Raw genomic sequence first — 13,956 nt, forward strand, 5'->3', positions numbered from 1 at the left:
ACTAAACACCTACCATCTCATCCGGTTTAGGGTTTTTTTGTGACGTTTGATGCAGAAAAAAACAAATGAAAATGAAAGAAAAACAATAAAAGTAAGCGTTTCACTTAAAAAATGACAAATTTAGACAAAAAGAAAACCTTTTCTTTAATTTGTACACGGTTTTATTTAGTTTATCTTCTTTTTGTAACGGCTTACATCCGTTAAGGTTATCTTAGTTAAACAAACCGAGCCGGAAACAATAAAAGAAAAAGCCGGTTTGGCCGCTTGGTGGGCAGACAGCTAGACAACATTGACTGCAACACAAAAAGGGAGGAACACACATGAGCAAGGGTAAGAAAAGCTTCTCGTTCGCACTGGCCATGTTGACGGCCTTCGCGCTTGTACTCAGCGCGTGCGGTGGGGGCAACAAAGACGCGGAAAGCAGTGGTTCCGGATCTTCGGGAAGCTCCGAGAAACCGGTAAACCTGATCTGGTACACGATCGGCACGCCGCAAAAAGACGTTGACAAGGTTATGGCCGAGGTCAGCAAGTATACGCAGGAGAAGATTAATGCAACCGTCACCATGAAAATGATCGACTGGGGCGACTACCAGCAAAAAATGCAGGTAAACGTAGCTTCCGGCGAACCGATGGACATTATGTTCACATCCGCAGGCGGATTCGATTACGTACAGAACGCAAGAAAAGGCGCGTTCATGGAGCTCGACGATCTGCTTGATAAATATGGAAAAGGTATCAAAGATACCATCGATCCTGCTTTCCTGGAAGGCTCCAAAGTCGACGGACACAACTACGGCATTCCAGCCAACAAAGAGCTTCCTCAGCAAGAAGTATGGCGCTTCAACCAAAACCTGGTGGACAAGTACAAACTGGATACCTCCAATGTACGTTCCCTGGATAGCATTGAGCCGCTGTTGAAAGCGATTAAGGAAAAAGAACCGAACGTAACACCGTTCGCGATGGACAAGAACTACGTTCCTTATGTTCCTTATGACTACATCATTCAGAATCTGCCAATGGCCGTGAAGCTGGATACGACCGATTACAAAATCGTCGACATCCTCGAAACGCCAGAAATGAAGCAGGCGCTGACAACGATGCACAAATATTATCAAGCCGGCTATGTGGCTCCGGAAGCAGCAACAACAGGCTCCACTAGCGATCTGATGACTTCCGGCAACTGGTTCATGGACCGTGCGCAAACCCAGCCGCTGGCTGACAATACTTGGTCTGCAAGCTATGGCTATCCGGTTAAATCGACACCGGCAAGTGATGCCATTATCACAAATACTTCGGTTCAAGGTTCGATCATGGCGATTTCCGCGAACTCCGAACATCCGGAGAAAGCAATGGAATTCCTGAACCTGCTGAATACGGATCCGGTTCTTCGCAACATGGTGGACTCCGGTATCGAAGGAACGCACTACAAGAAGGTTGACGACAAGCACATTGAAAACCTTCCAGAGGGCAAAAACTACGACATGCCGTCGTACTCCCTCGGCAACAACATGCTGCTCTACTTGAACCCGAATGACCCGGATGACAAGTGGGAGCAATTCAAGAAATTTAACGCTGAAGGTAAAGATTCTCCAATTCTGAGCTTCAACTTCGACAGCACGAAAGTAGCAACCGAAATGGCAGCTGTACAAAACGTGAAGGAACAGTTCTGGGCATCCCTGATGACCGGTACCGTTGATCCGGAAACCTACCTGCCAAAAGCGATTGCGGCCTTCAAGCAAGCCGGCCTGGACAAGGTCATCGCTGAAGCTCAAACTCAGCTTGACGCCTGGAAAGCTGCAAACAACAAGTAATGTAGAAAAAAATTCGGAAAGGATCGGGCGGGTGACTTAGCGCCCGGTCCTTTTTCAATGTATAACCAATCAATCATGGGAGGGAAACAGAATGGCCGCATTTTTCAAAAACCTCATTAGAAACAAAGTCATGCTGTTTATGGTGCTGCCCGGTGCCATTTGGTTTTTCTTCTTTTCCTACCTGCCGCTGGTGGGTACGATCGTGGCATTCAAGCAATACCGTTTCAACCGGGAAGGCTTCTGGGCCAGTATCAGCAAGAGTGAGTGGGTAGGCTGGGACAACTTCAAATTCCTGTTCAGCACCAATGATGCCTACACGATTACGCGTAACACGTTATTGTACAACCTGGCTTTTATCATCCTTGGATTAATCCTGTCCGTATTCATGGCAGTCCTGCTCTCCGAGCTGGTCGGCAAAACGATGGCAAAAATTTATCAGACCGGGATGTTCCTTCCTTACTTCCTGTCCTGGGTTATCGTCGGATACTTCGCATTCAGCTTCCTGAGCATGGACCGCGGGATGATCAACCAAATCCTCGGCTGGTTCGGCGCCGAGCCGGTTCAGTGGTATTCCGATCCAAAATATTGGCCGTATATCCTTGTCTTCGTCAGTCTTTGGAAATCCGTCGGATACAACAGCGTCGTGTATCTCGCCTCCATCATGGGCATCGACAAATCCCTGTATGAAGCAGCCATGATCGACGGCGCCAGCAAGTGGCAGCAAATCAAGAACATTACGATTCCGATGCTCTCGCCGATCATCATTATCATGACGCTGCTCGCAGTGGGCCGGATCTTCTACGCTGACTTCGGTCTGTTCTACCAGGTTCCAAGAGACTCGGGTACGCTGTACTCCGTAACCAACGTAATCGATACGTACGTATACCGCGGTCTGAAAACAACTGGCGAAATCGGTATGAGTACCGCTGCAGGCCTGTATCAATCGGTTGTCGGCTTTGTACTCGTGATCGTGTCCAACTTTGTCGTCCGCAAAATCGACAAGGACAGCGCATTATTCTAAATCATTTTTTGAAGGGAGTGTCAGGTTATGGCGGAGGTCATTCAAAGAAAAAAACGGGATTTTCATCATGTTTCGCGCGGCGCGAACGCTGTTCTTCATACGATTGCGGCAATCTTTTCCTTCTTGTGCGTATTTCCTTTTCTGTTCGTCGTCATTATCTCGTTAACCGATGAAAAAACGCTGGCAACGGACGGCTACCGTCTGATCCCGGCCAAATGGAGCTTCGAGGCTTACAAATTCGTATTTCAAAGCGGCGACACGCTGCTCCGTTCCTATGGCGTGACGATCCTCGTTACCATTGTAGGTACGCTCGTCAGCTTGATCCTGATCTCGCTGTATGCATACGCGATTTCGCGGAAAAGCTTCCGCTACCGCAGATTTTTCTCCGTATTCGCGATTCTTACCATGCTGTTTAACGGCGGGATGATTCCGACGTACATGGTTGTTTCGCAATTGCTCGGACTGAAAGATACGCTATGGGCGCTGATTTTGCCGCTCGCGATGAACGCTTTTTATATCATGATTCTGCGTACGTTCTACAGCACCAGCGTACCGGAGGCGATTATCGAATCGGGCCGGATCGACGGCGCGGGCGATTTCTACATTTTCCTCCGCATCGTACTGCCGTTGTCTTTGCCAGGTCTGGCGACGATCGGACTGTTCAGTACACTAGGGTATTGGAACGACTGGTTTAATGCCTTGCTCTACATCGACAATCCGAACCTAGTGCCGCTGCAATCGATGCTGATGCGGATCGAATCCAGCATTCAGTTCATTCAGCAAAACTCGGCCAACAGCTCGCTCAGCATGGCTGCACTGCAGTCCATTCCGCAGGATACGTCCCGTATGGCGATGGTCGTGCTCGCTACGCTGCCAATTATTTTTGCATATCCGTTCTTCCAACGTTATTTTGTACAAGGACTTACCGTAGGTGCCGTCAAAGAATAATAAACAACATCACTTTAGGGAGACAGGAGAGAAGTCGAGATGTTGATTTACAAAGACAAGACGAAACCAGCTGTGGAGAGGGCCCGGCATTTGCTAGGTCTGATGACTTTGGAAGAAAAGGTCGGCCAGCTCGTGCAGCCGTTCGGCTGGCAAACCTATGAACATAGAGATGGGAAAATTGAATTAACGGAATCTTTTAAGCAGCAGGTCCAAAATGGCGGCGTCGGTTCCCTGTACGGGGTGCTGCGCGCCGATCCCTGGACCGGCGTTACGCTGGAGAACGGCCTGTCCGCCAAGGAAGGTGCGGAGGCGGTTAACGAAATTCAGCGTTATGCCATTGAGAATTCCCGGCTCGGCATTCCGATCCTGATCGGGGAGGAGTGCTCGCACGGGCATATGGCGATCGACGGCACGGTGTATCCGGTGCCGCTGCTGCTCGGGAGCACGTGGAACGTCGATTTGTACCGCGAGATGTGCCGCGCCGTCGCTGCGGAGACGCGGGCGCAGGGCGGGGCGGTGACGTACTCGCCGGTGCTGGACGTCGTGCGCGATCCCCGCTGGGGGCGCACGGAGGAGTGCTTCGCCGAAGACCCTTACCTGATCGGCGAATTTGCCGCCGCATCGGTTCAGGGGCTTCAGGGCGATGCTTTGGACAGCGAAGCGAGCGTTGCTGCGACGCTGAAGCATTTTGTCGGATACGGCAGCTCCGAAGGCGGACGCAACGCCGGCCCGGTTCACATGGGCTGGCGCGAGCTGCTTGAGGTGGACCTGTATCCGTTCAAGAAAGCAGTGGAAGCCGGCGCCGCATCCATCATGCCGGCGTATAACGAAATTGACGGTGTGCCATGCACGGTCAACACGGAACTGCTGGAGGACGTCCTCCGCAAGCAGTGGGGGTTTGACGGCATGGTCATCACCGACTGTGGGGCCATTGACATGCTGGCCGCGGGTCATGATGTGGCGGAAGACGGCATGGACGCCGCCGTTCAGGCCATCAAGGCGGGCATCGACATGGAGATGTCCGGCGAAATGTACGGCCGGTATCTGCTGGAGGCGGTCAGCCAGGGCAAGCTTGGCATTGGTGTCCTGGACCGGGCGGTGCTGCGGGTGCTGGTACTCAAGTTCAAGCTGGGCTTGTTCGACCGGCCATATGTGGATCCGGAGCGGGCTGGGCAGGTCATTGGCCAAAGCGAGCATGTGCAGCTGGCACGCAAGCTGGCGGAGGAAGGCATCATTCTCTTGAAGAACGAGAAAGATGCGCTGCCGCTGGACAAGCGGGCGGGCACCATTGCCGTGATCGGTCCGAACGCAGACCACGGCTATAACCAGCTGGGCGATTACACGTCGCCGCAGCCGTCGGACAAAGTGGCGACCGTGCTGAAGGGGATCCGGGCGAAGCTCGGCGCCGAATCCGGCCGGGTGCTGTATGCGCCGGGCTGCCGGATTAAAGGCGATTCCCGGGAAGGATTCGATACGGCGCTGTCCTGCGCGTCTCAGGCAGACACCGTGGTGATGGTCATGGGTGGATCGAGTGCCCGCGACTTCGGCGAAGGCACGATCGACCTGAAGACTGGCGCCTCGAAAGTGTCGGACAGCTCCTGGAACGACATGGAGTGCGGCGAAGGCATCGACCGCATGACGCTGGGATTGGCGGGCGTGCAGCTGGAGCTGATCCAGGAAATTCACAAACTCGGCAAACGTCTCGTCGTGGTGTATATCAACGGCCGTCCGATTGCTGAGCCATGGGTGGATGAGCATGCCGACGCGATTCTGGAAGCCTGGTATCCGGGGCAGGAGGGCGGACACGCGGTGGCGGACATTTTGTTCGGCGACGTCAATCCGTCGGGACGGCTCACCATATCGATTCCGAAGCATGTCGGCCAGCTGCCGGTGTATTACAACGGCAAACGCTCGCGGGGCAAGCGGTATATGGAAGAGGACTCGAAGCCGCGTTACCCGTTCGGCTATGGCCTCAGTTATACGACCTTTGGTTACGATCAGCTCCGCATCAGCGCCAATTCGATAACGGAAGACGAAACGGCAACCGTGTCGGTGAACGTCACGAACACCGGCAGCCGTACCGGAGCGGAAGTCGTGCAGCTGTACGTTTCAGATAGCGTGAGCGCCGCAAGCCGTCCGTTGATGGAGCTCAAAGGGTTTACGAAAGTGGAACTTGAACCGGGTGAGTCCCGGACCGTGGAATTTAAGATCGGCAGGGAACAGCTGCAGTACGTGGGCAGGGACCTGAAGCCCGTCGTGGAACCGGGGCTGTTCCGGATCCATGTCGGCAGACATGTAAACGACACGATGAGCACGGAGTTGGCCGTGCGGGAGGGTAAATAAATGGAACGGATCAGACGCTTTATCCGTGAATTATCGGACAACCGCTGGCTGGAGCAGACAGAGCTCCGCAGCTGGGACATCACCCGCTCTTACTACAAATTGCCTGGCGAATACGAGAATACGGCTCCTTACCCGGAAGGGAAGGGGCTGGCTTCTTTTCCAAGCAAGCAAGGAACGACATATTTCTTCCGGACCCGGCTTGAGCTGCCGGAAGGCTGGCCATTCGAGCCGTTCGGGCTCGTCTTCGCTTCGGGCGGAGAAGGGCTTCTGCGCGTCAACGGGGTTTCCTACCAAGGCCTTGACCGCAATCATACGTACGTGACGCTCGATCCTGCAGTGATCGGAGAGACGCCGGAACTCGAAATCGAGCTGTTTGATCCGGTTCCTGAACCGGTCGATCCATTGAACCAGCAGGCGGTCATCAACCCGCCGATCACGTCGGTCACGAGTCTGCTCGTGCGGCCGAATCATGCGGTGCTGAGCCTGATGTATACAGTCACCGTCGTGCGAGACTCGCTGGTGCTGCTGCCGCAGGAAGATTTCCGCCGCGTGCGCCTGATGGAAGTGCTGTACCGGGCGATGGACCGGTTCGTGAACCTGGATGCGGCGGGCATCCGTGATGGCAGGGACGTTGCCGAAATCGAGGCAGCGCTCAGAGCAGACGTCCAGGAAGTAGGCGGCAATGCCGAGGGGCTGGAGCATATGGTCGGCCAGTCGCACATCGATATCGCCTGGCTATGGCCTGTCCGCGAAACGGTGCGCAAGGCGAGCCGCACGTTCTCGACGGTCGACCGGCTGATGGAGGAATATCCGGAGTACCGGTACACGCAAAGCCAGCCGCAGCTCTTCGCGTTTCTGAAGGAAAACGATCCCGAGCTGTTCGAACGGGTCAAGGCGCGGATCGTGGAAGGACGCTGGGAGCTGGTCGGCGGCATGTGGGTCGAGCCCGACCTGAATCTGCCGAGCGGCGAATCACTGATCCGGCAGATGCTGTACGGCCAGCGGTTCTACCAAGAGGAATTCGGCCGGATGTCGAATATCGAATGGCTGCCGGACACGTTTGGTTACTGCGCATCGCTGCCACAAATTTTGAAGCACGGCAAAGTGGATTATTTCATGACGACCAAGCTCGGTTGGAACGACACCAACCTGTTCCCATACGATTTGTTCCATTGGGTCGGCATCGACGGAACACCGATTTTGTCTTATCTGAACCATGGGGTGAACGAACACACACTGCCGAAGGATGTTCACGATCACTGGCAGTCCTATCGGGAAAAGGCACTGCATCCCGAGCAGATGCTCCTGTACGGACACGGGGACGGCGGCGGCGGTGTCACCCGCGAGATGCTGGAGTACATCGACCGGTCTGATCTGATGGTCGGGCAGCCGGCAAGCCGCTATAGTACAGCGGCTAAGTTCTTCGAGAGCATCGAGCATGCGGGTCCGGTGCTTCCGACGTGGCGCGGCGATCTCTACCTGGAGCTGCACCGCGGCACGTATACGACGCATGCCCGCAACAAACGCAGCAACCGCAAGGCGGAATTGCTGTACCGGGAAGCCGAGCTGTGGAACACGCTGGCTGGGCCGAACATGGATGCGGCCAACCGTACAGAGGTGACGCAGCAGCTGCATGACGGCTGGAAGCTGATCCTGCTGAACCAGTTCCACGACATCATTCCGGGCTCGGCGATTACCGAAACGTATGAAACGTCGGACAAGGAATACAGCGAAATTTTCACCAAGGGAGAACATGCCTTGAATGAAGGGCTGAACACGCTGGTGTCGAATATCGACACTTCCGGCAAGGAGGGCACTCCGTACGTTGTCTTCAACAGTCTCGGATGGAGCCGGAGCGCTGTGGTTCATATCGAAGCCGAACAAGGCGAAGGCGCCTTGGCCGCTTATGACGAGCACGGCACGCGCCTGGAGACGGACGCTGTCGAAGGCGGAATCTCCGTTCGGGTTCCCGACGTACCGGCACTGGGTTATAAAACCGTGTGGGTGAAGCCGGAAGCCGCTGTGACTGACTCCGCCGGAGTTCAATCGTTCGGCGATACGTGGGAGACTTCCGCTTACATCGTGCGGTTCAACGAGCGGGGCGAAATCACCAGCCTGCTGGATAAGGCTGCCGGCCGGGAAGTCGTGAAGCAAGGGGAACGCGCCAACCGGTTCCACTTCTTCCACGACCGTCCGACGCTGTGGGATGCCTGGGACATTGACACCCGCTACGAACAGCAGCCGGCCGGTGAGGCGGAGCTGCTCGAGAAGCGGCTGGTTCTGGCCGGACGCACCAAAGACGTGCTCCGCTTCCGCTGGAAGATCGGCCAGTCCGAAATCACGCAGGACATGATCTTCTACCACCATGACCGGCGGATCGATTTTAAAACGCATGTCCACTGGAACGAGGCGCACAAGCTTCTGAAAGTGGGCTTCCCGGTCGATGTGGTCACCGATAAGGCGACCTACGAAATTCCATTTGGTTCCCTCGAGCGCGCTACCCACCGGAACACGAGCTGGGAGCAGGCGCAGTACGAGGTATGCGGACACCGCTTCGTGGACGTGTCGGAGCATGGATACGGTGTCAGCCTGCTGAACGATTGCAAATACGGCTATGACGTTCAGGGCAGCACGATCCGCCTGTCCCTGCTGCGGGCGCCGAAGTGGCCGGACGTGACGGCAGACCTTGGCGAGCATGACTTCACCTACTCTTTGCTGCCGCATCAAGGCGGCTGGAGGGAGTCACACACCGTCCGTCAGGCGGCGGAGCTGAACGTGGACATGCCGGTTCGCCAGGCGGAGTCCGGTGCACAAGGCTCTCGTCCGTCAACGGGATCGCTGATTACCCTATCCGGTGGACACGTCGTGCTCGACACGGTGAAACCGTCCGAGGACGGAAGCGGCGTCATCCTGCGGTTCTATGAATCGACCGGCGGACGCGAACAGATCGAGCTGACATGGCCGGGTGCCATCACAGAGGCTTATCTGTCCAACGCGCTGGAGGAGCCGGCCCATCCGCTGCAGCTTCAGGAGGGGAAACTGCAATTGTCTTTTGCCCCTTATGAAATTAAAACCGTCCTGCTTAAGCAGGTTGATTAACGCCATATATAGAAGTTTGGTATAGATCGTATAACAATACATGATTTGACGTGACATCATTACACTCTACAATTCAGCCAAGTAAAGGGGCGTATCGCTTTGGAACAATTCAGACTTCCTAAAATACCGATGCCGGCGCTGGAGATGCCGCAGGCGATCCAGGACGTAATTAAAGAAGCCGAGCAGAAGCTGGCCCACCGGCCGAAGCTGCTGCAGCTGTTCAAAAACTGCTTTCCAAATACGCTGGAAACGACAACTAAGCTGATGGACGACGGAACGACCTTCGTCATTACAGGAGACATCCCGGCCTCCTGGCTGCGCGATTCCGTGGAGCAGGTCGTCCATTACGTACCTTTTGCCAAGGAAGACCAGGATCTGCAGCGCATTATCGGCGGATTGATCAAACGCCACGTTCACTACGTCTTGATCGACCCGTACGCCAATGCGTTCAATGAGTCGGCCAATGACTGGCACTGGAACACGACGGACGAAACGGACATGTCCCCATGGGTATGGGAGCGCAAATTCGAGATCGATTCGCTGTGCTTTGTCATCCGTCTGGCGTACCTGTACTGGAAGGAAACCGAGCTGACCGATATTTTCGATGCCAATTTCAAAAAGGCCATGCGCGCCATCATCGACGTGTTCAAAACGGAGCAGCACCACTTCGAGAAGTCTCCGTACCGCTTTACGCGCAACAACGGCATCCTGACCGACTCCCTGCGCAATAACGGAATGGGCATGCCGGTTAACTACACAGGTATGATCTGGTCGGGCTTCCGCTCCAGCGACGACGCTTGCGACTTCCATTACAACATTCCGGGCAATATGTTTGCGGTCGTGGCGCTGCGCCAAATGCAGGAGTTCGCCGAGTGGGTCTTCCGCGATATGGACATGCTCGCTGAGCTCAAAGAGCTGGAGATCGAAGTCAACTACGGTATTCAGCTGTACGGCATTTACCGCCATCCGCAGTTCGGGCCGATTTACGCATACGAGACCGACGGCTACGGTAACTACTGCCTGATGGACGACGCCGGTACGCCGGGCCTGATGTCCATCCCTTACTTGGGGTACACAACGGCAGACGATCCGATTTATCAAAATACGAGACGGTTTGCGCTCAGCAAGGAAAATCCGTTCTACTTCGAGGGTAAGGCGGCCAAGGGCATCGGCAGCCCGCACACGCCGGAGGACTATATCTGGCATATGGCCTTGTCTATGCAGGGATTGACCGCGCAGACGGCCGAAGAGAAGCTGGAGATGATCGCCATGCTGGAAGCGACCGATGCGGATACAGGCTTTATGCATGAAGGGTTTCACGCTGACGATCCGACCGTTTTTACACGAAAATGGTTCGCCTGGTCCAACAGCCTGTTCTCCCAGCTCGTGTATAAGGCCATGAAGGACGGTCTGCTATGAGCCGGCATATCATCATTCTATGCGATCCGGATTTCCCGGCTGCGGGCAAGCTCCCGCAGGCCGGGGATTTCCAGCATGCCGCAGAAGTGGCGGTCGTTCGCGCCGAAGAACTGGCTGATGCGCTTCGCGGAGTGGATCAAGGTTGTTTGGTCAATTTGCACGCGCCTTATTTTCCAAAGGATGCCTGGACGGAAATTTCCGCCTTCCTGCATCGGGGAGGCAGCCTGATCAGTGCAGGCGGGGCGCCTTTTAAAATTCCTGTGGTACGGGATAACGGGTCCTGGGTGTCGGAGACCGAGCAAACTGCTTATCATCAGGAACTCTATATTCACGAAGCGCTGCGGGTGGACACAGGCAAAGTCACGAAACTCGCCGTTTCGGACCGCATCCCGCTGCTGAACGGCCAAGAAGGTCTGTTTGAGCTGGCAGATGCCTGGAACCTGGTGCCGCATACGACCAAAAGCGCCGATTTGCCGCAGCAGATGGGCTCAGCCGGCCCGATGAGCACGCAGATCTATCCGCTGCTTACTGGCCTTAGCGCGGATGGGCGCGAGATCGCCGCGCCGGTCGTGCTGTGGGAGAACTCCCGCGTGACGTTCGCGGGCTCGCGCTGGATGTTCGTGTTCCTGCCGCTAACGGAAGCATTCTGGAGCGGGAAGGGCGCTGCGCACCTGATCGACTGGGCGCGTTTCTGCGCCCGGGGCGTGACCGAGCTGTCGACGAAGCCGAACTACGCTTCGTACGAAGCCGGGGAACACGCGGTGCTGACGCTGCAGACGCAGATTTTACAGCGCGGGGAATCGCGCAGTGCGGCGCCTGAGCTGTGGAGCTTCGAGCTGGAAGTAAGCCATGAGGGCGGAAGCGGAGAGGCCTGGAGCCACCGGTTCCAGGCGCAGGTGACGAAGGAGCAGAACTTTGTGCGCATTCCGGTGCCTCTGGCCTTGAAGAGCGGGCTGTACCGCATCGTATGCCGCGCAGAGGGACCGGACGGCGAGGTTCGCGTGCTGCGCCAGGGCTTCTGGGGCCGTGACGACCTCCTTCTGGCCGAGGGTTCGCCGATTACCCGCAGCCGCGACTATTTCATCAAAGACGGGCGGCCGCTGCCCGTTGTGGGCATGACGTACATGACGTCAGATGTAGCGCGCAAGTTCCTGTTCCTGCCGAACGTGGACGTATGGGAGCGGGACATGGCCCAGATGGCCAAAGCGGGCATCAACTGGATCCGCACCGGCGTCTGGACGGCTTACCGGAATATTATGCAGGTTGACGGCCATGCCTCGGAGGAAGTGCTGCGCGCAATCGACGCTTTCTTCCTGACAGCCAAGCGCTATGGCCTGCAGGTGACGTTTACGTTCTTCTCCTTCACACCGGAAACGTGGGAAGGGCTGAACCCTTATCTCGACCCGCAGAGCGTCGAGGCCCAGAAACGCTTCATCCGCAGCATCGTCAGCCGACATACGGCCACGACGCATGTGGACTGGGATTTGATCAACGAACCGTCGATGTTCGATCCGCCGCGGATTTTCTCGGAGGGGCCGCGTTCCGCCCGGGATCCGTTCGAGCACCAGGCGTTCGTGGAGTGGCTGAAGCGCCGTCACGGCGATATCCGCAGCCTCCAGGAAGCATGGAACATGACGCCGGACCAGCTGCCCGACTTTGCTTCGGCATCCATTCCGGAAGCGGAAGAGATCAACTTCGACGTGCAGGATATGCACAAAGCCAAGAAGGGAACGAGATGGCTCGATTACTGCCTGTTCTCGATGGATATGCACAACCGGTGGGCCGAGCAGCTCGTCGGCACGATCAAGGAGCTGTGCCCTGACCATTTGGTCACCGTCGGGCAGGACGAAGCGCTCGGCGCCCAGCGCCCATCTCCGTTCTTCTATGAGCAGGCCGTCGATTATACGACAGTGCACTCCTGGTGGTTGAACGACTATCTGGTATGGGACGGCATCTTCACCAAAACGCCGGATAAACCGAACCTGATTCAGGAAACCGGCATTATGTACGTAGAAACGCCGGACGGCCGCGCCAAGCGGTCCGAAGCCGAGCTGCGCAGCATTCTGGAGCGGAAATACGCCTACGCCTTCTCTACCGGGGGGGCTGGTGCGATCCACTGGATCTGGAATACGAACTTCTATATGGACAACGCCAATGAATCGCATATCGGAGCGCTCCGCGCCGATGGCACGGAGAAGCCGGAAGCGGAAGTATCCTACGACTTTGGACGCTTCATCGCGGCCACGCGGGACTTGTTTACGGACCGGGAGCTCGAGGACATCGTCGCCGTCTTCCCGTACTCCAACGACTTCTCGAACCGCGCATTTGCGTTCCAGTCGACGACACGGCTGACCCGGCTGCTGGCTTATGACCTGAAGCTGCCATTCCGTGCGGCATCGGAATACCATCTGGACGCGCTGCGGCAGAAGGCGCCGAAGCTGATCCTGCTGCCGAGCCCGCATAACATGGACAGCCGGGCGCTGGACGAGCTGCTGGAGCTCGTCAAGGAGACCGGCGCGACGCTGCTCGCCACCGGCCCGCTCGGCCTGGACGCCTACTGGCGTCCGACGACGCGCCTCGACGCCGTTCTCGGGGAGCGCCGGCTTGCCAATGTGCGCCGGGAGGAAATGCTCGGCGTGAACGGCCGTCTGCTGCCGGTATCCTTTGGGCAACGGCGGATCGCCGAGGTGGCGAAGGAAATGCCGGCCACAGCCGCTGGGGCAGGCATTGCTATGGATGCCGTTGTGGACGTGCCGCTGGGCAAGGGCCGGCTGATCTGGAGCCCGCTGCCGCTCGAGCTGAACGGCCGGGACGAGCCGATTCTTGAGCTGTACCGGTACGCGGCTGCCGCAGCCGGCGTTGAGCGTGAGCTCGAGTGGCTGGCCGGCGGAGATCTGCCGGGCGTGTACGGCCGGAAGCTCAGCTTCAAGGACGGCAGCCTGTACGTGTTCGTCTCCGAATACGGCTGGGACGCCCCGGTACAGGTCAAGGACCCGCAGACCGGAGCCGTCTACAGCTTTACGCTCGAGAGCGACCGCAGCGTGTTGTTTGCCGCCGACCGGGAGGGCCGCATTACGGCCGTGTACCGGCCGGACGAGGTTGACATCCAAGTAGATTAAACACGTTGAGTTGATTTGTACAATAAGGTGTAGGAGATCGTCAGGAGCTTTTGCAGAGGTGGGGCCATCGGAGCAAATGGGATGGGCATCAAACCAATCCTTGCAGGGCAGGAAGAAAAGGATAATTTTGGTGCGGGATCCAGGGATCCTGCCCCTTTTCACTGCCGTATCGAGGGCGGGGTCTTTGTCCACTGTG

At 56.6% G+C, this 13,956-nt stretch carries 7 protein-coding genes; all 7 read left to right on the forward strand.

Annotated elements, in window-relative coordinates; genetic code table 11:
* Nucleotides 1–320: 320 nt before the first annotated feature.
* Nucleotides 321–1,811 carry an ABC transporter substrate-binding protein gene (locus C7820_RS24075; RefSeq protein WP_076172481.1) on the forward strand — a complete coding sequence of 497 codons (1,491 nt, stop codon included), beginning with the start codon at nt 321–323 and terminating at the stop codon, nt 1,809–1,811.
* Between the two features lie 91 nt (nt 1,812–1,902).
* Complete coding sequence (locus C7820_RS24080; protein ID WP_116233192.1) at nt 1,903–2,832, forward strand: ABC transporter permease; 930 nt, start codon at nt 1,903–1,905, stop codon at nt 2,830–2,832.
* A 27-nt stretch (nt 2,833–2,859) separates the two neighbouring features.
* Nucleotides 2,860–3,780: a carbohydrate ABC transporter permease gene (locus C7820_RS24085; RefSeq protein WP_116233193.1), complete on the forward strand. Its 921-nt coding sequence runs from the start codon at nt 2,860–2,862 to the stop codon at nt 3,778–3,780.
* A 39-nt stretch (nt 3,781–3,819) separates the two neighbouring features.
* Nucleotides 3,820–6,123 (forward strand): glycoside hydrolase family 3 N-terminal domain-containing protein, encoded by a 2,304-nt coding sequence (locus C7820_RS24090; protein WP_116233194.1) that lies wholly within the window; start codon nt 3,820–3,822, stop codon nt 6,121–6,123.
* Nucleotides 6,124–9,222: an alpha-mannosidase gene (locus tag C7820_RS24095; protein WP_116233195.1), complete on the forward strand. Its 3,099-nt coding sequence runs from the start codon at nt 6,124–6,126 to the stop codon at nt 9,220–9,222.
* A 99-nt stretch (nt 9,223–9,321) separates the two neighbouring features.
* On the forward strand, nt 9,322–10,641 hold the full coding sequence (locus tag C7820_RS24100; protein ID WP_116233196.1) for a glycoside hydrolase family 125 protein: 1,320 nt from the start codon (nt 9,322–9,324) through the stop codon (nt 10,639–10,641).
* Nucleotides 10,638–13,760 carry a beta-galactosidase gene (locus C7820_RS24105; RefSeq protein ID WP_116233197.1) on the forward strand — a complete coding sequence of 1,041 codons (3,123 nt, stop codon included), beginning with the start codon at nt 10,638–10,640 and terminating at the stop codon, nt 13,758–13,760. The genes C7820_RS24100 and C7820_RS24105 overlap by 4 nt, the downstream gene beginning before the upstream one ends.
* The last annotated feature ends 196 nt before the right edge of the window (nt 13,761–13,956 follow it).

It is taken from the genome of Paenibacillus sp. VMFN-D1, from assembly GCF_003386155.1.
GTDB classification, from domain to species: Bacteria; Bacillota; Bacilli; order Paenibacillales; family Paenibacillaceae; genus Paenibacillus_AQ; species Paenibacillus_AQ favisporus.